The following is a 24,540-nucleotide window of genomic DNA, read 5'->3' on the forward strand; positions in this document are numbered from 1 at the left end:
CCGCGCTGGCGGTGGAAGCTGAGGCACTCTGCTCTTCATTTACTCACTTTGCCCGCTTCCGGAGGATTCAGGGGCACTTGTGCTCCTCATTTACTTGTTTAGCCAACTTTTCAGGGATTCAGGGGCACTTGTGCCCCTCATTTGCTCGTTTAGCCAACTTTTCAGGGATTCAGGGGCACTTGTGCTCCTCATTTGCTCGTTTAGCCAACTTTTCAGGGATTCAGGGGCACTTGTGCCCCTCATTTGCTCGTTTAGCCAACTTTTCAGGGATTCAGGGGCACTTGTGCTCCTCATTAACTCAGTTGGCGCGCATCTGGAGAAATTAGTGGGATTTATCCCTTTCATTTCCTACGATCGGCCGATTTTGGCAGATTTAATGGGATTTATCCTTCTCATTTCCTCCTGCCGCCCATTTTTAATGAATTCAATGGGATTTATCCCTTTCAATTGTTCATTCCACTAGTTTCCCTTTCAGCCTTAGTCTCATGGGAGCATCCTTTTCGATGCTCCAGGTATAGGCCAATGCTACTCCTGCTCCAGATACTCGAAGTAATCAAAATCCGCCGGATGCAGCGTGCCGCTGAGGTCCTGGGCGCATATACCGATGAAAGTTCCGGTAAAACGGATATAAGCCGGGAAGTCATCGGACAGATGATAGATTTCCAGGGCCGGGCCGATCTTCTCCCAAGTGGATTCGCTAACCTTGTAATAGAACTGGGCGAACTCGCCGTCGATGATGACCTTAAGCGACACGCTTACTCCGGCAGGCAACGGAATCTCAGGCGTCAGGGTGTCTTCATAGACTCCATCCTTGGAACGGATGAGTCCCAGGGTTCGGCCACCGAGGACTTCATCGTGCGTGATCCGCAGATAGAGGTAATCCTTCGTGTCGTAATAGACGATCAGGCCGGCCATCTGCTGGAAATGCTGCGGCTCGAAGTCGACCGAGGTCTCGGCGCTACAGCGGAAGGCCTGCTGGCGCAGGGCGACCAGGCTCTGGCGGTGCATGGAGCTCATCGACTCCCTGCCCTTCAGGCGCAGATAGCCCGGACGCTCCTGAAGCGAGAGCCAGGATTCATCAGCCGGCACGCGGAGCGTGCTCCAGCGGACATCCAGCTGCGGAGCCTCGAAGTCGTCACGCGGAGCGGCTGCGGCAAAAGGATGCGCCGGAAGATCCGGTCCCTCCACCGTCAGCGCTGGAGCGTTTCCGCCCCCGGACAAGGCCAGCCAGCCGTCGGCGGTGAATTCGACGCGCTGAATCGCAGTCTCCCGGCCCAGATTGCAGTACTTGTCCTTGACCGGACGGCCGCACAGATGGACCATGTACCATTCACCGGTCTGGGTCTCGACCAGGCTGGCATGGCCCGCTTTTTGCAGCGGCAGTTCAGGGTTGCCTGCCGAGGTCAGCAGCGGATTAACCGGAGCGGTCTCGTAAGGGCCTTCAATCTGCTTTGCGCGGGCTACGGTCACCGCATGATCATACTGCGTACCGCCCTCAGCGGTAATCAGATAATACCAGCCGTCCTTGCGGTACAGATGCGGGCCTTCGGTTAGGGCCAGCTCCGTTCCCTTATAGATCGGAGTAACCGGTCCGACCAGGCGCTGCTCTTCCACCGAATATTCCTGGAGCACAATACCGGCAAAGCTGTTGCGGCCGGTACGGTGATCCCACAGCATATTGACCAGCCATTTGCGCCCGTCTTCATCATGGAACAGCGAAGGGTCGAAACCGCTGCTGTTCAGGTACACAGGCTCTGACCAGGGGCCTTCGATATTCTCCGCAGTCACCAGATAGTTAGGTGTATCCTTGAAGGCACCCTGGCGGCTTTTGACATCGGTATAGATCAGATAAAAGAGTCCATTGTCGTACGTGAGGCAAGGTGCCCAGATGCCGCCCGAATCAAGGTCCCCTTCCATATTGAGCTGCGAGCTGCGGGTCAGCGCATACGTAAGCGGCCGCCAGTTCACCAGATCGCGCGAATGATGAATCCGCACGCCGGGGAACCATTCAAAGGTTGAAGTAGCAATGTAGTAGTCATCTCCAGCCCGGCAGATCGACGGGTCCGGATGAAATCCGCGCAGAATCGGATTATGAATCAGATTTCGGCTCATAGTTTCTCCTCCAATGCTTGCCGTCCTGCTTCCAGTAAGGCAATGATTTTGTCAGTGTCGTAAATGCAGCCCTTCCAGGTTCCGCCGCTGGCCGCCTGCAAAGCAGCCCACAGCCGGGTGTCCTCCGGCAGACCCGGATCTACCGCCAGGCCCGGATGCGGCGTCCGCGAAGCCAGAATCAGCGTCCCCGCTTCCTTGGTCAGCGGCTCATCTCCCTCACCCACCAGATTGACGCTTCCTTCCAGGTTCACGGTATCAATGCGCACTTCCACCCAGTCATTATCGCGAAGCTTGCCGAGCGGGCCGCCTGCCAGCGCTTCCGGCCCCATATGGCCGATGCAGGCACCGGTGGATACGCCGGAGAAGCGGGCATCTGTGATCAGGGTGACATATTTGCCGTAAGGCAGATGCTTGAGCGCCGAGGTGAGCTGATAAGTCTCCTCCATCCCCGTTCCACTCGGTCCGCGGCCGATAACGGCCAGAATATCCCCGGCATGAACCATACCCAGCTTGATACTGCGGATGGCGGCTCTCTCTGTGGTGAACACCTTCACTCGTCCGGTATGGCGATAGACACCCTCGCTGTCCAGAACGGCAGGATCGATCGCGGCCGATTTGATGACTGCGCCTTCCGGGCAGAGATTCCCGACCGGGAACGTCATGGTGGACGCCATGCCCTGGCGCTTGGCCTCTTCCGGGCTCATGATTACAGAATCCGGGTCTACGCCGTCTGCTTCCAGCAGCCGCTGGCGCAGCTCCGTCCGGCGCTGGGAGGTCTCCCACCAATCCAGATTCTCGCCCAGTGTCCGCCCGGTCACCGTCAGCACGGACTCGTCAATCAGTCCCAGCTTGCGCAGATGGAGCATCACCTCAGGAACGCCCCCTGCCAGGAACACCCGAATTGTCGGATGCGGTACCGGACCATTCGGCAGTACGCTGACGAGGCGCGGAACCATCCGGTTCACCCGGTTCCAGTCCTCGACGGTCGGAACCTTCAGCCCGGCGGCATGGGCGATGGCCGGCAGATGCAGCAGCAGATTCGTTGAACCGCCGAAGGCAGCGTGCAGCACCATCGCATTCTGGATCGACTGATCTGTCAGAATATCGCTCATGACGATTCCGTTCTGATCCAGATGCTGAAGGGCCCGGGCCGACTGGCGGCCGATGTTCTTCCAGATCGGCTGCCCCGATGGGGACAGGGCCGAGTGCGGCAGCGCCATGCCCAGCGCCTCTGCAATGACCTGAGCGGTCGCGGCGGTGCCAAGGAATTGACAGCCGCCGCCCGGCGTCGCGCAGGCCCGGCAGCCGAGATCCGCCGCTTCTTCGAGGGACAACTCTCCGTTGCTATACCGTGCCCCGATGCTCTGTACCTTACCTGCGTCTTCCCCCTCCACCGGCGGAAGGGTTACACCGCCGGGGACGATAACTCCGGGCAGCTTATGCATACCGGCAAGAGCCAGCAGCATAGCGGGCAGGCCTTTGTCGCAGGTAGCTACGCCAAGCACACCCTTGCGGGTAGGGAGTGAACGAATCAGCCGCCGCAGCACGATGGCCGCATCATTGCGGTAAGGCAAGGAATCGAACATGCCTGTGGTTCCCTGGGAACGGCCGTCACAGGGATCGCTGACATAACCGGCGAACGGAATTCCCTCATTCGCGGTAAGCTCCTCCGCAATCGCTTCCATCATCACGCCGATCTCCCAGTGACCGGTATGGTATCCGAGCGCCAGCGGAGTGCCGTCCTCACGCCGGATGCCGCCCATCGTTCCGAGAATCAGGTACTGGGGCCGGTTCAGCAGCAACGGATTCCAGCCCATCCCGGCATTCTGTGTCATCCCAAAAATCTCTCCGCTCGGCGCATTCCGCAGCACCTCCCCGGTGATCGGCAGCTGGCCTGCCGGACCTTCCGCAGCGGTATGTACCGGAACAGCTTCGATGATGTCTTCCTTCATAATCTCTTGTACGGTCAATTTCATATAAATCCCTTCTCTCCCTCAGAATGAATGTGCCCGGATGTCTATGACAACGAGAGCTTCGCCGCAAGCAGGGTTACCTCCCGGACCGCAGCTTCCTGCTTCGCTGTGAAGGCATGCTGAAGCATCGAAGTACTGACAGCGGCAACGGCCTTGCCTGCGGCATCCAGAACAGGCGCAGCGGCGCAGCTAATGCCTTCGATAATCTCTTCGCGGTCCATGGCATAGCCAGTTCTGCGAATATCGGCCAAGGCCGCTGTGAATTCAGCCCAATCCGTCAGCGTATGTGAGGTGACTGCGGATAAGCTTTTGCCGGAATAACGCCGTTCCAGTTCTCCCTCCGGCAGCAGCGCCAGCATCATCTTGCCCATCGCCGTCGCATGTGCCGGAAACCGCATCCCGGGGCTGGACTCCAGCCTTACCAGGGATTGCCCCTCCTGCTTGGCTAAATAAATAATCTCATCGCGGTCCAGCACCGACAGCTGAAAGGTCTCCCCCACCGCCGCGACACTCTGCACCGACTCTGCCAGAAACCGCTCTACCAGATTCATATTCTGCTTAAGCGAATCATTATAGACGGTATTATAATAGGAGATCCCGGCGCCAAGCACATACCTCTCGCCCGCACCCTTCACCACCCACCCCAGAGTCTCCATTGTGCGCAGCAGCGAGAACATCGAGCTTTTGTTAATGCCGGTCTCCTCGCAGAGATCTGTCATTTTGAGCGCTCCGGTCTGTCTTGAGATGGCCTTAAGAATCAGATCAGCCCGTTCCAATGCCGGAACCCAGTACTTCTGGTCCACACCTTCATTCCCCTCTCATAAATCCATTGATTAAGCCTTTCAAGTTCACTATAATAATCATATGTTTATAATACCAAACCAGGAGGCAAAAATAAAATGAAACTTAGCCACCCGAATGCAGGTGTCATTCCTCCCGTTCCGACCATTCTGGATTCCGCCGGAAAATTCGACCGTGACGGAATGAAGCTGCTGATCGACAGCCTGATCGCCAAAGGGGTTCACGGTCTGTTTTTCCTTGGAACGGCCGGAGAATTCACCCTGTTCACCGCAGAGCAGCGTGAGGAGATCGCAGAGCTATGCCTGGAGTATACGAATGGCCGTCTTCCGGCCTGGATCGGCACCGGCAGCAATACCGTTGCTGAGACCCTCCGGCTCTCCCGGCATGCCGCTGAGCATGGAGCTACCGGCATCGTCATTATGAATCCGTATTACTACAAGCTGAGCGGGGACGCCCTGTTCGCCCATTATGCCGCTGTGCTGGAAGCGGTCGATGTGCCGCTCATGCTGTACAACTTCCCGGCCATGACCGGCCAGGATCTGACTCCGGCGTTCGTTGCCCGCCTGGCCGCACATTATCCGAATGTACTCGGCATCAAGGATACCGTGGACCAGCTTAGCCACATCCGCCAGATGATCATGCAGGTTAAGGCGGTTAGTCCGGACTTTTCCGTCTTCTGCGGCTTCGACGAATATTTGCTGCCTACGCTGGCTGCCGGAGGAGACGGGGCGATCGCTGCCAGTGCGAACTTCGCTCCAGAGCTGATGCTCGGCGTGTATGACAGCTTCAAGCAGGGGGACTTAGCCGGAGTACTGTCCTTCCAGCAGCGGCTGATCGAGATTCCGGCGCTGTATGCCATCGATGACCCGTTCATCGCTTCGATCAAGGAAGCCGTCCGCTTGTCGGGTGTTCCAGTATCCACCTTCAGCCTGGCTTCGCCTGGGATATGGAGTGCGGAGCATGAGGAGAAGCTGAAGCTGATTTTCAGCCGGGCGGGTATTGCCCAAGAGTAAGCGAAATTTATAGCACCTACTCATCCATTCTTATTTTTCACAATTCCCCCTTCTATTAAGGTCAGCCCGTATTGGGGCTGGCTTTTTTTGGTGCTGGGCGGTGCTTAGTCCTTTTCCTAGTGCGTCTTCTTGTACGTTTCCCTCGTAAAATTCCTCGTGAGATTCCTTGCAAGGCTCTTAGTGAGGTTCCTCCTTTCTTCGCGGTGAAGGTTGGTCTATAATTTTGTTCAGATGCACAATGAGTGAAGTAGAGGCAATATTGGCGGTTACCCGCTCAAGACGAGGAGGGCGTTCCGGTTGTTTCAGCTATCGGAGAAGCAGGCGCAGGAGATTGTAGACAAGATGATGATGGACATCCCTTATAACATCAACATCATGAATCATGAGGGGATCATCATCGGCAGCGGACATAAGGCAAGGGTCGGCACCGTTCATCAGGGGGCTGTCGAGGCGCTGTCCACCGGGCAGAGGGTCGAAGTCATGGAGGACGGGCGATATGAGAAAAAGGGCACCAACGAACCGATTGTCATCGGCAATACCCGCGTAGGTGTAATCGGGATCTCCGGCAGCCCGGAAGAGGTCCGGCCCTTCTGCAATATCGTAAGAACCACGGTATCGCTGCTCATTGAACAAAGAAACACGCTCGAGCATCTGGCCAGCGAAGCCAGTCGCAAGAAGGCTCTGCTGGAGATGCTCCTTGACCATCAGGGAGCATATTCCCAGAAGCTGCGGAAAGAAGCCGCAGCCTATCAGATAGATCTTCTGCTGAAGACCACCGTGCTGTATCTCAAGCATGTGCAGCCGGAGCTGGATGAGGCGAAGCTTCTGTTCCTTCACCCGTCCTTCCAGCTCGACGGGGATACATGGGTAATCCTAGTCCAGAACCGGCCGGACTGCAGCCGATTAATCGCGGAGCTGATGCATAATCAGCCTCAGCTCCTGCTGTCTTCGGGCCGGCTGGAAGCCAGTATCGCGGAGGGCTACCGTCAGGCCAAAGCTGCCCTCGGCGTTCTTCTGGCGCTCCGCCCTGCTGCGCAATCGATCCGCTACGAGGACGCGGAATTCCTGGTGAAGCTCAGCCAGTCGAGCCTGTCAGACAAGCCCGGCACGGCAATCAAGCTGGAGGATACCGCCGATCTGCTGGAGACGCTCCGCAGCTTCATCAATCACAATTGCAGCGTCTCGCAGACGGCTGAGCAGCTGAACATCCACCGCAATACACTGCAATACCGCCTGAAGCGGATCGAGAGCATCACCGGCAAGGACCCGAAGAACCTGCTGCAGCTCTTCGAGCTTACGCATGAGCTGCTGGCGCTGTATAAGTAGATACTATAAAAGAAGCACTTGCGATTAGAACTCAAAGCCTGGTCGTCGCTGCGGTGAACATTTGGACTTCCGGCCGCTCTTGTGTTTGGATTTCCTGATTTCAAACGCTTCTCGCGGTAGAAATCCAAACACAAAGGCGGTCGCTAACGCTCCTCCAGTTCCAAATTTCCCCTCCGCTTCTTTTTGCTTATTGTTAATTTCTTAAGTGCTTCTTCTATAAGCTAAAATTTCAGTACGATCATAGGTGGATTAAGTACATCTAATTTCCGGCTGATGGGTACGCTGGGGAATTTAATTGGAAAAAGGGCATTTAATTCAGCCCAGCTCCCGCCAAACGCAGGTTTCGGGCTAAGCAGTTGTACTTTTTCCATCTAAAATCCTCAAATATAAGATTTCAGAGAAATTAAATGCCCTTTTTCCACTTCTTACTTGGGAGTAAGGTTGCGGCACCCCGTCAATAAAAGCAATTGCCCCGGAGGATCATATCCACCGGGGCAATTCTATGCAACGTAACTATTAGCTACATTCCAATATTCACTTACCTTTGCTATTCACTAGGTTCCGCTACATTAAACTCCGCTGCTCCATTCACTTAACTAATCTTACTGCCCGCTAAGCTTCAGCAGCCTGGCGATATTCTCGCAGGTCCGCTCGACATTGGCGGGGCCGTCAGCCAGCAGCTTCTCCAGGCTCGAAGCGCCGGGAACGATGCCGAAGACGGCGTCGATCCCTTCGGCGTAGAGCGTCTCGATTCCCTCGCCGATATAACCGGCCAGGGCGATGACTTTTTTGCCGCTGGCTTTGGCGGTGCGGGCTACGCCGTACGGCGTTTTGCCGAATTTGGTCTGGAAGTCAATCCCGCCTTCTCCGGTGAAGACGAAGTCCGCCTGCTCCAGCTTCTGCTGAAGCCCTGTGTATTCAATCACGATCTCGATTCCCTTCTGCAGCGTGGCCTGCGTGAAGATCATCAGACCCGCGCCCAGTCCCCCCGCTGCACCAGCTCCGGGAAGGTCACGGACATCCTTGTGAAGCTGCTGCTTCACCACCGCCGCATAATGGGCCAGATTGGCGTCAAGCTGCTGCACCATGTCGGGCGTGGCCCCTTTTTGCGGACCGAATACGGCTGAAGCCCCCTGCTCCCCGCAGAGCGGATTGGTCACATCGCAGGCAACGATGAGCTGAACCTGCTGCAGTCTCGCATCTAGCCCGCTAACATCTACACTCGCCAGCCGTCCCAGGCTGCCGCCGCCGCGCGGAAGCAACTCTCCCGCTTCATCCAGGAATCGGGCGCCGAGCGCCTCCGCCATTCCGGCACCCCCGTCATTGGTAGCGCTGCCGCCGATGCCGATGATGATTTTGCGGATACCACGGTTCAGACATTCCAGAATCAGCTCGCCCGTGCCATAGGTAGTGGTGATCAGCGGATTCCGCTCCGCCTTATCCACCCGCTGAATGCCGCTGGCCGAAGCCATCTCGATTGCCGCCGTCTGGCCGTCACCGAGAATGCCGAATTGTGCCGTCACCGGCTGTCCCAGCGGTCCTGCAACTTCCAGATAATGAATCTCTCCGCCGGATGCGTCGACAAGGGATTGTACGGTTCCCTCCCCGCCGTCCGCCATCGGAACATGGATGTAGGTTGCTTCAGGGTATATTTTGCGGAGTCCGGCCTCCATCGCTGTACATACTTCTTTCGCGGTCATGCTCTCCTTGAAGGAATCCGGCGCCAGCACAAAGGTTCTCTCTCTCATGTCCACACCTCATCTATTATATTGATCTTAGAGTAAAAATCCGTAAACCAGCGTAGCCACAATCGTCATCGTGCCGCCAACTATGGCCTCATACGGGATGAGCCCCATACGTTGCTTGATCGACATTTTCATACTGTCCGCCGTAACATGGAAGTAAGTGCCCTGCGGCAGCGAGTCGATCACCGTAGCTCCGGTATGAACCATTACAGCTGCAGCCAGCGGAGCCGTGCCCATATTCAGAATGGCCTGTCCGAAGGAGCCGGTAGCGACAATAACACCCGTGGATGTTGAGGCGGTAGCCGCAGCCATCAGTATCCCGGAGATCGGTGCCAGGAACGTCCCGGAAATCCCGGACAGCTCAATCAGATGCACCACCTGGGCGGACAGATCGGAAGCGGAGATCAGACCGGCGATGCCGCCTGCTCCGATCAGGATCAGGATGGTTGCAGTCATTTTGCTAAGGCCGGAGGATGTGTATTGCAGCACCTTGTTGCCTTGTCCCATCGCCAGCATCCCGATAATCCCCGCCAGCGGCAGAATATAGAGCGCATCCACCTTAAGCTTGGTTAACGCTTCGATCCCGGAGATGGAGCCGATCGGGTTAATCATGAGCAGGACGATAGCCACGAGCGGAGCCACAATCGCTCTGCTAAGCGGCGGGTAAGCGGCCGTATTCGCGTTGTCTGCACCGTTTGCAGCTTCTGCCGTGGTAACCATGACGCCTTTTTTCTTCAGCAGGGTTGCTAAGATAACGGTTACAATTAATCCGCAGATTGCCGGAATCACGCCTGCCAGCATGACATTACTCAGATCAAGATCAAAGCCGCGCGCAGCAGCAATCGTATTCGGATTCGGTGAGATAATGTTACCTGCCTTCCCTCCGCCCGACAAGGCCAGCAGCAGCGCCAGCTTGGAGATCTCCATTTTGTTGCCTACAGATAAAGCAATTGGAGCCACAATCAGCACCGCTACCGGAATGAATACGCCCATTGCCGTAATGACCATAGTTGCCAGCGCGAGGGCCAGAATGGCCTTGCTTCCGCCGAACTTTCGGACAATAGCCTGGGCTATGGCTTCAGCCGCACCCGACTCCATCATCACACCAGCGAGCACACCGGCGGCCAGCACCCGCAGCACCGTGCCCATTACACTTTGTGTACCGCTTACAAGAACACTTACGGTCTGTTCGAGATTGGCTCCGCCGATCAGCGCCCCTACAATGGCACCCAGGAACAGAGCGTAGACCGGATTCAATTTTCTAAGGATCAGAATAATGGCAATTGCCAGTCCTGCGAGCGCTCCATACCAACCAATGATTAATCCTTCCATTTCAAATATCCCCCTAACAACTTGTTGAACACGCTCTCATTATAAGGTCTGGGGGGAGGAAAAGAATATTGATGAACGGACGAAATGCATTGTGCAAGTGACCAACGGATTAGAAGGTTATACGGATCATTTCTCTAGCAGTGTGGTTAACAGCTTTTGCTGATTGCGGTACTCCAGCGGGCTTACACCTTCGTCACACTATCTGATGATTTTCTCATTCGGTTAAATCTTCGAACAGGCATGAAAAGTTAGCTTAACGACGGTGCTTAGGTAAATAAAAAAACAAGTCAATCATGGTAGCATCTGACCATAATGACCTGTTTGATGTTTAGTAAAACTTCATATGGGGCTGATTTGGGTAAAGTCTGTTTGAGCATTGCTACCCATTTCACTCGGCACTGGTAGCCAATTCCTCTTAGCCACTTACTTCACATTTTTCTAACATCCATTTCTTTGCTTCATCTGATTTCAACAAAATCGGCTTCTCCAACGTACCAATATTAATACTTTTAATATGAGCTTCTTCTATACCTTTAATATTATTTAAAGTCACTCCGCTTAATAATGTTTCTTCAAATGTCGCTACACTTATATCTATATTTTCTAGTCTTGCCCAACTAAAATCCGTTAAGTAAAACGATACATTAATCAAATTACAATCTAGTAAATATGCATTTCTAAATATTGCTTCCCAACAATCACCTTTACTAAATCTACTGTTTTTAATGACGCAGTTGGTAAAATCCGTATATCTAAGATCTGATTTATAAAAATCACATTTATCTATATATGCATTTTTAAATGTTGACGAGGCTAATAATGATGTGTGAAAATCAATATTTTCCAGTCTGAGATCATCAAAAGTACACTCAATTAAATATGCTTGTTCAAACAATATATCGGATAAATCAATACTTCTTAAGTCCACTTCATCTAACTTTAACATTTCGCCTTCTTTTCCAATTGTCTCAACCCACTTTTTATGCAAATCAAACTTCCTATTAAGATTCCCTTCCATTTTCCCACTCCTTAAGGATACCATATTATTTTATCTGTTACTCCTTCTTCATCAATTGCTTTCTTGAGTTGTTCAACATGCTCAGGCTCCATTTTTCTTGTGTCAATAATTACGTTGTTCCCATTATCAAATTCTTTTTGTAGCTTTTTCATACCTTGTTTGATAGTAAAGGCACCTTTTTTTGGGATTTGTTATAGGAATTCCATTGTCACCACTTGGGTATGATTCAAAGCTTTTCACGTCCCACTTTAAACCTGAAAAAGTATCAATAAACTCTGCTCCATTTTCTGCTTGAGGATCACGTACTAGCTTTCCCAATTGACCTCTTTCTTCTACTGCTAATCCAACTTCCCTTTCCCTGATATTTTTAGGTTCTATTTTCCCATTACTTGCTGGATCCCGAGCTAAGTCATCCAATTCCTTCTGAGTTCTACCGCCCTTATAATTTCCAGCCTTATCATAAAAGTTAGGTTTGCTACCTTCTGCCGTCCCATCAATCTTACCGCTCCCACCCTCCAAACCATCCATATACCGCTGCTGCACCGGCGTCTTCGGCAAGGCTGGAGTATCGGGAATCTCTCCTATCTTGAAAATAAACCCTTCCGGCGTCTGCACTGCCCGTCTCCTATTTCGTGCCCATACGTCTGATTAAACCACCCCACGTAGCTCGTATAATTCATTCGACACTGGGTAGGGTCTATTTCATTTACCGCCGCCATCCATGTCACAGAATGAAAAAGCCACAATACGAAACATTAGCTCGTATTGTGACAATAGTATTACAGGATTTTTGCAGGACTCATTCGGTTAACATATTTAGAAACTCTCCCAAGCTATAACTTGTAAAAAAAAGTTGCGGGTTCTAAATCTGAGTCCTCTATATGATTTCAAACGCAAATAGATGGCTTTTTTTATCAAGAATTCATTCGGCACTGGGTAGCCCCATGTAAGGACAATAACTTTGATTAAATTACCCTAACTCAAGAAGCGTATGACGTTGTATCAGGAAAAACTCCATCTCCTTGTTTAAGTATTCTAATAAGTTTTGAAGCCGCAGAAAAATAATAAAAATTAGTATTCGTATCTGGAACCTTCTCAAGCTCTTCAGGTTCTCCACTAATTTTGTCCAACCTTAACTTCCCCAATCTATCTTTATCAGGACCAAATTTATACACTACAAAATCTTCTGTTTCTTCTTCCTTTACCAATAAAACGTATGTAGCCATGCTTATCTCCTCCTCATTCTTCGAATACGCTATCTGACCAATTATAATACTTTTGAGCTTCTGCATGTCCTTGTTCGTAGGAAGCTCCATGCTTTTTCATGTAATTAGATTCAAACAATTCATGGTTAAGCAATGAGATGTCATTCTTATTATAGTTCCCTTTCATTAATCGTTCCCACGCTAAAGCTTGTTGATAATTTGGATCAAATAGCCTTACTTCACCATTATCAAATTTATGCTTTTCAATGAATAGATGATTCTTAATCTGCAGAATATCAGCCTCCTTCCAACCTGTGTTCTTAGCTATGTCACTCGTATCATTTTTCATAATTTTAAAATCTTTATACATATTTATTGCCGCATCTTCTTGTCTCATATACTCAGTTACGGAAGTGAATTTCGCTTTAGGAACATCTACATTATCAATTCGTTCACCCTTAGCATTGTGCGTTGGGTTAGGCGTCCCGTTAGGATGAATTTTACCCGTCCCCTTAACCCCACCACCCTCCAAACCATCCATATACCGCTGCTGCACCGGCGTCTTCGGCAAGGCTGGAGTATCGGGAATCTCTCCTATCTTGAAAACAAACCCTTCCGGCGTTTGCACTGCCCGTCCCAGATCCGGGAGCTTTTGCTTGATCCCTTGCAGGGCCTCCTTCGCTGCTTGGGTGACGGCTTCTTCTACCTCACCCAATACTTTTCCTACTTTGCCAGCCTTCGTGACTTGTAGTCCAGGAACCAGGATAGAAGCGACCGAGCCCAGCATTTTCGCCTTCTCTTCGAGTGTACCTTCGTCAAACTGATGATACGCCTTCTTCGCCGCTTCGACCAGCACTTCCGGATGCTCGATGAGGTATTGCGCTTGCTGCTTCATTTCTGTGGTGGTTTTGACCGGGTCCACCACTAGCTTGAAGGCAAGGGTTGCCGTATCCGCCACACCCATGGCGACTTCTTTTACCAATCCTTCGGTAAATGCCAGCACCACCGCGTCCGCCTGACGAACCCAATGCTCCCCTTTCGTTAGCCCGTATGTCTGTTTCAGCCACTCTACATAACTCGTATACATCGGAGTGAGATATTCATTCGGCACATAGACTTTCGCCTGATAAAAGTCCCAGGTGGTCTCATTTTCCTTGTTGTCTGCAGTAATTGGCGTGCCGTCCGGCAGGGTGAGGGGCGGCCCGTTCAACCGCCGCTCCGCTTCGATCTGCTCCTGAACCTGCTTAAGAGCCGATGCGATCTGAATTTCCTGCCGCTTGGCTGCAAGCTGACCCCGCGCATACGCTCCGGCGGCAGTCTTCTCCATCGCCAGCCGCAGGAGCAGCAGATATTCTTCGTTATGTAGTAAGGGGACCTTGTCCGCTGTAATCGACGGATCATACTCACAGGCGGTAACCGCTGGTTGCTTATAATGGGCGCTTAGATCCTTGCCGGATTCATAGTAGATCTTGGCTACGCCTAGAGAAGCCAGCTTCTGCCGGGCCTCTTCGGCCTTCGCATGAACAGCCTCCATCTGGGCCTGATTGCCGAACGCCTGATACACTTTGAAGGCCATCTGTGCCTTGGCGATCTGATTCCGCGCCGCGAAGATATCGTTCAGCTTACTTTGTGCAGCGATTCTTTCTACGGTCAAGAGGCCGGAGGTCTGAATAACATTCCTGAGCTGCTGCACCACCGGGTCCCTGCTAAGTTCATCTTTTCTGGATAGAGCCACAATCGAAGTGATGAGATTCGTCGCACTTCGCTGCACAAATTCAGGGATGGAGACACGCCCGTTGGGTGCTTGCAGCCCCAAGCTGCCGAAGGCTGCAAGCAAAATAGTAAACTGCCCGCTCAGCTTGTCCGCCTGCCGCTTATTCTCTTCCTGCAACTCCGAGACGCCTCTCAGGGCGACCCGGATAATATCCTCTAATTTCTCCGCTTCTACGGTTAATTCATTAATCAGGACCTGGGCCTTGATCATATGATCGCCCATCGGAATCCCGCCCCAGCCGCTGGACTGGCCCTTCAATTGAAGATATAACCGATTGGTGTCCTGACTCACTTGGCCGATCTTCGTTTGCAGGCGCCTGACTTCATCTTCGTTAAATACAAGCTTCGTGGATGCCATCTTCACCCTCCCGTCGTACACCATACTTACCTGTAAGTTATGTACACAAATTCATAGAATCATGGACTTGCAACTTCTTGCAAATATACTGAGTTCTCAGATGATTCATTAACTCGCTTGAAAGATACTTTTTCTGGTATTGATCCAAGGTTGTATTTATGATTACGTTACCATCCAAGTAGAAGTCACCGGGCCAAATGTATGTGGAAAACCGAATACAATGTGCTTCCGCGAAGGGATTCGGGCCAATGTATGCCAAAAACAGCATACATTGTGCCGGTGCGCAGGTGTGGCCCGTATGTATGTGGAAAACAGCATACATTTGCTTGCGCACAGGCGCTCGGCCCAAATGTATGCCAAAAACAGCATACATTGTGCCGGTGCGCAGGTGTGTGGCCCGAATGTATGCCAAATACAGCACACATTGTGCCGGTGCGCAGGTGCATAGGCCAAATGTATGCGATAAACCGAACACAATAGATGGTCCCGCATACTTCTTCAGAATGGAGTTCCAGTATTCCATCTAAGTATTCAATAATTATCCAATATTGATGTGCAGATCCCTTTATTATCGGAATTCGTTTCCATAAAGTTTATCAAAAAAATATTTTCATGACATATATTGGCTGCCTGTTTCGCGCTATACTCTATTGTAAGCGTTATTATAATTGTGCTTACGGAGGCGATTTCATTCGTGTATACCCGTATCATCACCTTCATGAACAACCTGAGGCTCAGGACCAAGCTCTTTCTCTCTTTCGGCAGCGTCGTCCTGATTCCGGTGCTCATTGTGGGGGTGTTCCTGACCAGTGAGCTGCGGAATATGGCAATGAACAATGCGCTAAAGCAGATTACGGCGAATGTCGACCGTGTGAAAAAACGGACCAGTGAGATGCTGAACGTTCCGGTGGATATCGTCTACCGCCTGTCCAATGACAGCCGGCTGGAGGAGGCTGCGAATCACCGGTACGAATCAGTCTATGATGTGGTGCAGGCCTATTGGGATTATCCCGACTTCCGGGATTTCGTCCGCCTGTACAAAGAAATCTCCAGCATCCGGCTGTATATCGACAACCCGACGGTGCTTAACAACTGGGAATTCCTCCAGGCTGATGCCGCAGTTACCCGGGAGCCCTGGTACCAGCTCGCCCTCGCCCAGAAGGGACTCGCGTTCTGGAGTTATATCCCCGACAGCCGCAACGGCCAGTATTATCTCAGCCTGATCCGCAAGGTGGACTTCCTCAAGCAGCGCACAACCGGTGTGCTGGTCGTGAATGTCAATTCGGATCAGCTCAGCAGCATCCTGAAGCAGGAGACCTTCGAGACCTTTATCGTCGATGAGAACGATCATATTGTCGCCTCCAACCGGGCAGGTACCCTCGGCAAGTCGCTGCACGAAATCAACCTGAAGCCGCTGTCCACCCTTGCCGGGCACGGGCCTGCGGATATCACGATCGACGGGCAGTCCTTCAAAATGCTGATCGACGATTGGCATCCTGTGGGCAGCCTGAACAGCCTGCGGATCATCTCTATTTTCTCCGTAGAGAGTATTGTAAGTGAGCCTAACCGGATTATTTCCCTGGCTTCTTCCGTCATTATCTCCTCCCTATTCCTTGCAATCATCCTAATCTACTACTTCTCCCGCCTGCTCACCGGACGCATGCTGCATCTCAGCAAGCATATCTCCAAGGTTGCCTCCGGCAATCTGGAAGCCAGGCTCGTGATCGACGGCAAAGATGAGATCGGCCAGCTGGCCCGGCAGTTCAACCACATGGTCCGCAATGTCAACGAGCTGATGAGCGAGGTGCAGGAGTCCAACCAGCAGAAGAATGCTATCCTGCTGAAGCAGAATGAGATCAAATTCAAAATGATGGCCAGCCAGATCAACCCCCATTTCCTGTTCAATGCCCTGGAGTCGATCCGGATGAAGGCCCACACCCGCGGCCAGACCGATATTGCACAGGTCGTCCGGCTGCTGGGCAAGATGATGCGCAAGAATCTGGAGGTCGGCGGGGGCAGAATTACCCTGCAAAGTGAGCTGGAGACCGTAAACTGTTACCTGGTCATCCAGAAATTCCGCTACAATGACCGGCTCGCCTACGAGCTGTATGTTGATCCGGCAGCGAATACCTTAAAAATTCCGCCGCTTATTATTCAGCCGCTGGTGGAGAATTGTGTCATACACGGCCTGGAGGACCGGATGGACGGCGGAATGGTCCGGGTGGATATCCGGGTGGAGGATGCCCTGCTTAAGGTTCAGGTCTCCGATAACGGAACCGGAATCCCGCCGGCCCGGCTCGCAGAGCTGCGGCAGATGCTGGACAATAACGATGACTATGAGACCCACAGTATCGGAATGCGTAACATCCATCTGCGGCTGAAGCTGACCTACGGCCCGGAATGCGGCCTGGTTCTGTCCAGCCAGAGCGGATACGGCACACAGATCAGCTTCGCCATCCCTATAAGGAGTGATTCCTATGTATAGTGTGTTAATTGTTGATGATGAATTGTCTATCCGCGAAGGGCTTGTTACTCTGTTGGATTGGGAGAGTCTGGGCTACCGGGTAGTGGATACAGCTGCCAACGCGGTTGAAGCCAGGCATAAGGCTATGCTGTATTCTCCGGACCTGATGATTGTCGATATCCGTATGCCCGGGAAGGACGGGCTGGAGCTGATCGGCGAGCTGCGGGAGGATCATGAGGAGCTGCATATTCTCATCCTGAGCGGCTATGCCGACTTCAGCTATGCCAAGCGTGCACTGTCTTACAATATCGATAACTATCTGCTTAAGCCGGTCGATGAAGAGGAATTGCAGCTGTATCTTACCGGCCTGTCCACCGTACTGAATGCGCGGCTGACGCACCGCAAGAATCATGAGGCTGTTAAGGTCTGGAGCCGGGAGATGCTGGTTCAGTCCCTGCTGATGGAGAGCGGTCTGCATCCCGCCCCGGCGCTGATGGAGTCGGCGCTGGAAGCAGGGCTGCTCTGGGATGCCTACCAGATCGTGCTGATCCGGCTGCTGCTCCAGGATCATGCGGACAACGGACCTTCCAGCAGCGTCAAGTCCCGGCTGACGTCAAGCTTCGAGGACAATAGCCGGGGCATCGTATTCGCGCTTGATTCTTATCTCGGGGTGCTGCTTCAGCCCTCTTATCAGAAGGAGCTGGTAAGCAAACGGATGGCCCGGCAGATCCGTGAGGCCGCTGCCGCTGAAGGACTGGAGTGCATCATCACCGCCGGGGATATGGTGGACAGTCTGGCGGAGCTGCAGCTCTCCCATCAGTCGGCGCTGGCGCGGATGAAGGATCACTTCTTCTATGATGAGCCGGGGATGATCGGCCCGGATTCGCTCAAGCTGAAGCAGGGGCTGCCTGCGAACCCCCAGGATACGGAGAGCAGGCTCGCCCCTGTGATGGACCGGCTCTATTTCGCCATGGATACCGGCAATCTCAGCGTAATCTCTGACCTGATCCAGGAAGCAGGGGACCTTATGGCTGCTGCGGGCTTATCCGAGATGGCGGTGAAATCCTACTATGTCCGGGCCGTCACTACTATGTCCGGCAAGCTCTCCGTTCATTATAAGGAGCTTAGCGCTGCGCAGAGCCTGATGGAGGAGCAGATTCAGCAGATCTACAGGCATACCTCCCTCCCCCAGCTCCAGCGTTATATCTCAGGTCTGCTGGAGGAATACGCTGGCGGGATTATACGCGACGATATGGATGTCCTGATGAAACGGATGGTCGATCTGATCCACCGGCACTATGACGAGAATCTGAAGCTGGAGACGCTGGCCGATGTGTTCACCTATAGCAGTGCCTATCTGGGTAAGCTGTTCAAGAACACCATGGGCTGCTCCTTCAACACTTATCTGGATACGATCCGCATTGAGAAGGCCAAGGAGCTGCTGGACCAGGGCTGCAAAATCCATCAGGCTGCCAGCAGTGTCGGCTTCAGCGATGTCGATTATTTCCGCGAGAAATTCAAAAAAATCGCAGGCATCTCCCCTTCCGCTTACCGGAGAAAGGAGCCGGAGAATACCTTTTCAGAAAGCGCTTACGAAAAAGACTGATTTCCCCCTGTTTTTACACTTAAATCTTCGGGTGTTTCCCGTCCTGGCGGCAGATTATGATAAAGCTATATCGAAGGAGGGACATAAATGAAAGCGATTACCACCACGATGAAGCCGGAGCCGAAGAAATCTGCTGCAAGCTTCTGGGGGAAATTCCGGCAGCAGAAATACCTCTATATGATGGCTGTTCCTTTTGTCCTCTGGGCCTTTGTCTTCAGCTATCTTCCGTTATGGGGGTGGATGATGGCCTTCCAGAAGTATAAGCCGGGCAAATCCTTTTTCGAGCAAAAATGGGTCGGCCTCCAGTACTTCCGGGAGCTGTTCCAGGATGAGCAATTCTTCAACGCCCTGCGCAATACGCTGGCCATGAGTATCATGGGACTGCTGGCGGGCTTTATCATTCCGATTATCTTCGCCATTCTGCTGAATGAGGTACGGCTGCAGGTGCTGAAGCGCTTTGTTCAGACGGTGTCGTATCTGCCGCACTTTGTGTCCTGGGTGGTTGCCGCCGGGATCATTACCAAGATGCTCTCCACGGACAACGGTGCCGTCAATGACCTGCTGATGGGCCTTCATATCATCAGTGAACCGATCCAGTTCATGGCCAAAGGCAATCTGTTCTGGGGCATTGTCACCGCCTCGGATGTCTGGAAGGAGACGGGCTGGAACACCATTATCTATCTGGCCGCCATCTCGGGCATCGGACCGGAGCTGTACGAAGCAGCCAGGGTGGACGGAGCCAGCCGGCTCCAGCAGGTGCGTCATATTACTTTTCCGGGCATCCGGGGTACCATCGTGATCCTGCTAATCATGTCCATCGGCCATCTGATCAGCATCGGGTTCGAGAAGCAGTTCCTGCTCGGCAACAATCTGGTGCGTGACTACTCGCAGACTCTCGACCTGTATGCCCTGAATTACGGGCTGGGGATGGGACGGTTCTCCTTCGGGACGGCGATTAATATTTTCAATTCCGTGGTGAGTGTAATTCTGCTCTTTACAGCCAACGGCATCTTCAAAAAAATAACCAAGGAAAGCATCATATAGGAGGCCCTGCTCATGATTAAAAAACTGGCTGCGGCATCCTGGTCGGACCGCATCTTCGATTTGGTTGTCTATCTCGCGATTACGGTGGTTACTGTTGCTACGCTGTACCCTTTTCTGAATGTACTGGCGATCTCCTTTAATGACTCGACGGACAGCATCAAGGGCGGGATTACGATCTATCCCCGGGTGTTCACCTTCAAGAATTATGAGACGATCTTCGCCTTCTCCGGCCTGATTACCGGCTTCAAAATCTCGGTACTGCGCACGGTTATCGGGACTCTGCTCGGACTGGTCAGTGCCTCCATGCTGGCCTTCACCTTAAGCCGGGTGGACTTCCAGGCCCGCAAGTTCGTCTCTACCTTCCTGGCGCTGACGATGTATGTATCGGGAGGCCTGATCCCCTTTTACATTCTGATTAAAGATCTGCATATGATGGGCACCTTCGGCGTGTATGTTCTGCCCGGTCTGGTGAGCGCCTTCAATGTGTTCGTGATCCGCTCCTTCATCGACGGTCTGCCTTACGCTCTTCAGGAATCTGCCAAGCTGGACGGAGCCAATGACTTCACCATCTACTGGCGTGTTATTCTGCCTCTGACCAAGCCAGCCTTGGCAACCATCGCCCTGTTCCTGGCCGTCGGCCAGTGGAATGCGTGGATTGACACCTATCTGTATAACGGCTCGAAGGACTCGCTGACCACGCTGCAATTCGAGCTGATGAAGGTCATTCAGAGCACCACGACCAACGCGGATAATTTCCGCGGACGCAATATGACAGAGGTCATGGCCCAGATCTCCCCGGAATCGGTCAAAATGGCAATCACCATTGTCGTCACCGTTCCCATTCTGATAGTCTATCCGTTCCTGCAGCGCTATTTCGTCAAAGGCATGACGCTGGGTTCGGTCAAAAGCTAATCGGCTTAAGCGGTATCTTCAGGCTGAGGCCTGTGAATACAATATGTTTCTACCAGACAAAGGGAGGGTTTCTATTCATGACAAGAAAGACGGCGAAACCGGTTGTGGCGCTGATGGTGCTGACCTTGCTGCTTAGTGTGCTAGCAGGCTGCGGCGGAGGCAATAATAACGGCAACAAGAATACGGCTGAGAATACCGGGGCCAAGGCTACGAACAGCGGCAATGCCACGGCAACAGCTGAGGCTACGGCGGCGGCTGAGGACCTAAGTCCCCTGACACTATCCTTCTTCGCTGAAGACCCTAATCCGAACTGGAACAATATGAAGGATGAGGTCAGCACTGTCATTACGCAAAAGACCGGCGTCACCCTCGATGCCGAATTCGCTGTCGGTGATCCGCAGCAGAAGATTGCCCTCATTGCAGCGGGCGGGGATTATCCCGATATTATCTCGGCTAAAGGCGACATTGGTAAGCTGGTGGATGCCGGCGCGGTCCTTGATCTGACTGATCTAATCGATAAGCATGCCCCTAACATTAAACGCGTGCTCGGCGATAATCTGGCCCGGGCCAAGTACACGAATGAAGACCAGTCAATCTACGCTATCCCAACCTGGGCAGCCGTGGATGAGAAGAAATTCGTAGCGGGCGGCGGCTTCGAGCTGCAGCACCGGGTATTGAAGGAAGCCGGGTATCCGGAGATCCGCACGGTGAAGGATTATGAGAACGTAATCAAAGCCTATCTGGAGAAGCACCCTACAGATGAGAACGGCAACAAAAACATCGGCGTCTCCCTCAACGCGGATGACTGGCATATGTACATTTCCGTTACCAACCCTGCGGTAGCTACAACCGGCGGCTCCGATGACGGAGAATATTACGTCGATCAGGAGACGCATGAAGCGATCTACCACTTCCGCCGCCCGGAAGAGAAGGAGTATTTCCGCTGGCTGAACCACATGAACGATATCGGCCTGCTTGACAAGGAGAGCTTCGTGCAGAAATACGACCAGTACAAAGCCAAAGTAGCGACTGGACGCGTGCTTGGCCTAATTGACCAAGACTGGGACTACAATGACGCACAGCAGGCGCTCAAAGCCGCCGGCAAATTCGATCAGACTTACGGACATTATCCGGTCACCTTAACTGAAGAATACAAGGAAACCAGCTTCTGGCCTACCGGCTTCATGGGCGGCTACGGCATCTCTATCTCCACCACTAACCCCGACCCGGTGCGGACGATCAAGTTCCTGGATTACCTGGCCTCCGATGAAGGTCAGATCCTGAACAACTGGGGTATTGAAGGCAAGCACTATAAAGTGGAGAACGGCAAACGCGTAGTTCCGCAGGAAGTCCAGGACCGCATCAACAACGACAACACCGCCTTCACGAAGGAAACGGGCATTGGCTTCTACTGGAATATGATGGTCCATTACGGCGACGGTGCCAAGGATTCCACCGGCAACTACTACACCAAGAACTTCCCTGAGCAGCTCGTGCTTGGCTATAGCGATGTAGAGAAGGAGACGCTGGCAGCTTACAAAGCTACTACCTGGAAGGACCTGTTCCCGAAAGAAGAGGAATTCAAGGAGAAAGCCTACGGCGCAGCCTGGAACATTTCCATTCCCGGTGAGGATGAAGTCTCCATTTTGGGCAATAAAATGAAGGATATTACCTGGAAGCGCATCCCGCAGGCCATTCTGGCCAAACCGGCTGAATTCGATAAAATCTGGGATGATTACATGGCCGATCTGGAAAAAGCCGGCGTTAAGAAAATGGAAGCTGGCTATACCAAGTATGTGCAGGACCGTGTGGAGCTGTGGACCAGCAAATAAACAATTGATATAACTTGAGCTAAAATGCACAGATCAAAGGAGTAGTCGCCACTGCGGAGATTTTGGACTTCCGGTCGCTGTTGTTTCCAGATTTGCTGATTAAGACCGCTGGTTGCGGTAGAAATCCGGAAACTGCTGATGCTTTCGAAGCTAGCTTTCCTGCGGAAAGCTTTCAGGCGAACGCTACGCTCCTACAGTTCCAAAATCCCCTCCGTTGCTCCCTCCTATTTTCTAAAGTTTGTAGTTCAACCTATATTTCATTGCAAAGGACACCCGTGCGGAATCGCACGGGTGTTGTTTGCTGTAATAAGGATGGTTAGTGGCTCATCGGATCTAAACGTGTGAGAATTACTTTAACTAACGGCTTGCTGAGGGGTTACCTCACCCCGAATCAGGTGCAAGGGGAAGTCTTAATTGTAATTCGTACAACTAAATCGTCCGATGTGCCGCCAAATCTCCGTTTAGATGTAGTTCGTACAATTAAAATGCCCCTATATCTGGATTTTCGCCCATCCGGGCAAATGTAGTTGTACAGACTACAATTAGAAGAGGATGTCCATCCGTTTCACAGTTTTTAGTTGCACAGAATACACTTATGCCTGTTTTTTCGCTATAAACATAGCTTCACTCCTTACTGCACTTATGGGATAAATCACTTGTTTAATTCTGATGGTCTACTAGCTATGCAGCTCGTGGTAAGTTTTGTTAATCATTTCGGTGTATATGGAAGGCGGGTATTCCTTCACCTGATCGTAGGCGAATTGGGACAGCCGCAGTGCTTCCTCCTTCATGCCCCGGCGCATACAGATCTGTGCGCGGTAAGCATAAGCTGTCAGCAGGTTGGCGCGGTCAAGCGGGTGGTAGACCTGATCACCCGGCTCGGCTTTGGACAGGCTGATCAGCGCTTCATCGTCCTGGCCGAGATGATACCTTGCGATGCCGGACATGAGCTGGACGCTGGACGCGTACTGTTCATCCTCCTGCGGATACTGCTCCGCCAGCGCAAGAACCTTGCTGTACTCTCCCTTAGCTACCGCAAGTCTGATCTCTCCGATCACCACCAGCTTCAGCGAATCCTCAGATTCGGTGAATTCTGCGAATGCCCGGGCCTTCTTCATGTCCTCCTCTGCCGCCAAGGTCTCTCCTTCGGTCAGCGCCAGGATACCGAGCACCCGGTACAGATGATCCGTCATATAGTAGATTCCCTCTTCCCGTGAAACCTGCAGCGCCGCCAATGCAGCTTCACGGCTTCCCGCATAATCCCCCAGGGCAGACAGACTAATACTCTCGGCATAATGAAGATCGATTTCAAAGATAAAATCATTCCCCACCTTATTATCCTCGTACTCCTTGCGGACCCGGCGGATCAGCTCCAGCCCGTCCGCGTATCTGTTCTGCGCGAAATTCAGGGCATAGGAAATATACTGCACCTTCGCCCGTTCCACGAATAAGCCGAAGCGTTCATAGATCAGTGCTGCCCGTTCCAGCTCCGCTTCCCCGCCTCCGGCTCCCGTATAGAAAAGGGAACTTACATAGAACTCCAGCAGACGCGCAGCATCAATCGTCATCGGAAGCGTACGCTCCGTGAGCGGCTGAAGCCGCTGGATGACCTCCCTGTAATTCTTCGCCTTGAACTCAGCCTCCATCTCCCGGACAAGCGGAGCAAGCTCCGCCTCCTCCTCGCCTTCGAGGAAGTAGCCCGGATCAACTCCCAGCCTGCCGGCCAGAACCTGCAAGCTGTTCATCGAGGGCAAGGCGCGTCCATTCTCGATTTGACTCAGCATGCTCTTGGTCATATGGTCTCCGGCAAGGTCCGTCTGCGTAAGCCCCTTAGCCTTGCGCAATTGCTTGACTTTCTCTCCGATGGTTTGTTTGGTGGTCATCTGCTTGCCAACTTTCCAGGTAGCTTTTCTTTTCAGTATAGCTTACCTATACCCTAAGAGAAAGCTGAAAATACGCTAAAGTTAAATTATATTAAACTTTTTGTTGTATTCTTCAACTTTTACTCATACAATAAGTTTAATTA

The 24,540-nt window shown here is 52.5% G+C and carries 18 protein-coding genes; 7 read left to right on the top strand and 11 right to left on the bottom strand.

What is annotated here, in order from left to right; translation table 11 throughout:
• Positions 1-525: 525 nt before the first annotated feature.
• The 3 genes from J2Z70_RS08240 to J2Z70_RS08250 are packed head-to-tail and all read right to left on the bottom strand — an operon-like array spanning position 526 to position 4,888.
• Positions 526-2,112, bottom strand: coding sequence for a glycoside hydrolase family 43 protein (locus J2Z70_RS08240; RefSeq protein WP_209871389.1), 1,587 nt, complete (start codon positions 2,110-2,112; stop codon positions 526-528).
• On the bottom strand, positions 2,109-4,088 hold the full coding sequence (locus J2Z70_RS08245; protein ID WP_425355102.1) for a YjhG/YagF family D-xylonate dehydratase: 1,980 nt from the start codon (positions 4,086-4,088) through the stop codon (positions 2,109-2,111). The genes J2Z70_RS08240 and J2Z70_RS08245 overlap by 4 nt, the downstream gene beginning before the upstream one ends.
• Positions 4,089-4,129: 41 nt before the next feature.
• Positions 4,130-4,888 (bottom strand): IclR family transcriptional regulator, encoded by a 759-nt coding sequence (locus J2Z70_RS08250; protein ID WP_209871391.1) that lies wholly within the window; start codon positions 4,886-4,888, stop codon positions 4,130-4,132.
• A gap of 96 nt (positions 4,889-4,984) precedes the next feature.
• On the opposite strand from J2Z70_RS08250, the gene J2Z70_RS08255 reads away from it, so the two are divergent.
• Positions 4,985-5,899, top strand: coding sequence for a dihydrodipicolinate synthase family protein (locus J2Z70_RS08255; protein WP_209871394.1), 915 nt, complete (start codon positions 4,985-4,987; stop codon positions 5,897-5,899).
• Between the two features lie 297 nt (positions 5,900-6,196).
• Positions 6,197-7,225, top strand: a complete 1,029-nt coding sequence (locus J2Z70_RS08260; protein ID WP_209871397.1) for a CdaR family transcriptional regulator — start codon at positions 6,197-6,199, stop codon at positions 7,223-7,225.
• Positions 7,226-7,827: 602 nt separating this feature from the next.
• Here the strand turns inward: J2Z70_RS08260 and J2Z70_RS08265 are convergent.
• From J2Z70_RS08265 to J2Z70_RS08295, 7 genes are all read right to left on the bottom strand, one after another.
• A complete protein-coding gene (locus tag J2Z70_RS08265) occupies positions 7,828-8,973 on the bottom strand; it encodes a glycerate kinase (protein WP_209871400.1) in 1,146 nt (381 codons plus the stop codon).
• Between the two features lie 27 nt (positions 8,974-9,000).
• Positions 9,001-10,302 (bottom strand): GntP family permease, encoded by a 1,302-nt coding sequence (locus J2Z70_RS08270; RefSeq protein WP_209871402.1) that lies wholly within the window; start codon positions 10,300-10,302, stop codon positions 9,001-9,003.
• 415 nt (positions 10,303-10,717) lie between these two features.
• Positions 10,718-11,320, bottom strand: a complete 603-nt coding sequence (locus tag J2Z70_RS08275) for a pentapeptide repeat-containing protein (protein ID WP_209871405.1) — start codon at positions 11,318-11,320, stop codon at positions 10,718-10,720.
• A gap of 11 nt (positions 11,321-11,331) precedes the next feature.
• Positions 11,332-11,472: a hypothetical protein gene (locus J2Z70_RS08280; protein ID WP_209871408.1), complete on the bottom strand. Its 141-nt coding sequence runs from the start codon at positions 11,470-11,472 to the stop codon at positions 11,332-11,334.
• Positions 11,447-11,935 carry a hypothetical protein gene (locus J2Z70_RS08285; RefSeq protein WP_209871411.1) on the bottom strand — a complete coding sequence of 163 codons (489 nt, stop codon included), beginning with the start codon at positions 11,933-11,935 and terminating at the stop codon, positions 11,447-11,449. Before J2Z70_RS08285 ends, J2Z70_RS08280 begins: the two co-directional genes overlap by 26 nt.
• A gap of 365 nt (positions 11,936-12,300) precedes the next feature.
• Positions 12,301-12,546, bottom strand: a complete 246-nt coding sequence (locus J2Z70_RS08290; RefSeq protein WP_209871414.1) for a hypothetical protein — start codon at positions 12,544-12,546, stop codon at positions 12,301-12,303.
• A gap of 13 nt (positions 12,547-12,559) precedes the next feature.
• Positions 12,560-14,656 (bottom strand): hypothetical protein, encoded by a 2,097-nt coding sequence (locus J2Z70_RS08295; protein ID WP_209871417.1) that lies wholly within the window; start codon positions 14,654-14,656, stop codon positions 12,560-12,562.
• Between the two features lie 694 nt (positions 14,657-15,350).
• Between J2Z70_RS08295 and J2Z70_RS08300 the strand changes: the two genes are divergently transcribed.
• The 5 genes from J2Z70_RS08300 (at position 15,351) to J2Z70_RS08320 (ending at position 22,514) form a co-directional block, all read left to right on the top strand.
• Positions 15,351-17,141, top strand: coding sequence for a sensor histidine kinase (locus J2Z70_RS08300; RefSeq protein WP_209871420.1), 1,791 nt, complete (start codon positions 15,351-15,353; stop codon positions 17,139-17,141).
• Positions 17,134-18,726: a response regulator transcription factor gene (locus tag J2Z70_RS08305; protein ID WP_209871423.1), complete on the top strand. Its 1,593-nt coding sequence runs from the start codon at positions 17,134-17,136 to the stop codon at positions 18,724-18,726. The genes J2Z70_RS08300 and J2Z70_RS08305 overlap by 8 nt, the downstream gene beginning before the upstream one ends.
• Before the next feature lie 87 nt (positions 18,727-18,813).
• Positions 18,814-19,770 (top strand): ABC transporter permease, encoded by a 957-nt coding sequence (locus J2Z70_RS08310; RefSeq protein WP_036731659.1) that lies wholly within the window; start codon positions 18,814-18,816, stop codon positions 19,768-19,770.
• Between the two features lie 12 nt (positions 19,771-19,782).
• Positions 19,783-20,682, top strand: a complete 900-nt coding sequence (locus J2Z70_RS08315; protein ID WP_076081237.1) for a carbohydrate ABC transporter permease — start codon at positions 19,783-19,785, stop codon at positions 20,680-20,682.
• A gap of 77 nt (positions 20,683-20,759) precedes the next feature.
• A complete protein-coding gene (locus J2Z70_RS08320; RefSeq protein WP_209871425.1) occupies positions 20,760-22,514 on the top strand; it encodes an ABC transporter substrate-binding protein in 1,755 nt (584 codons plus the stop codon).
• Between the two features lie 677 nt (positions 22,515-23,191).
• On the opposite strand, the gene J2Z70_RS08325 is transcribed toward J2Z70_RS08320, so the two are convergent.
• On the bottom strand, positions 23,192-24,397 hold the full coding sequence (locus J2Z70_RS08325) for a helix-turn-helix domain-containing protein (RefSeq protein WP_209871428.1): 1,206 nt from the start codon (positions 24,395-24,397) through the stop codon (positions 23,192-23,194).
• Positions 24,398-24,540: the final 143 nt, after the last annotated feature.

Origin of the sequence: Paenibacillus silagei, assembly GCF_017874735.1 — a bacterium.
GTDB classification, from domain to species: domain Bacteria; phylum Bacillota; class Bacilli; order Paenibacillales; family Paenibacillaceae; genus Paenibacillus_AQ; species Paenibacillus_AQ silagei.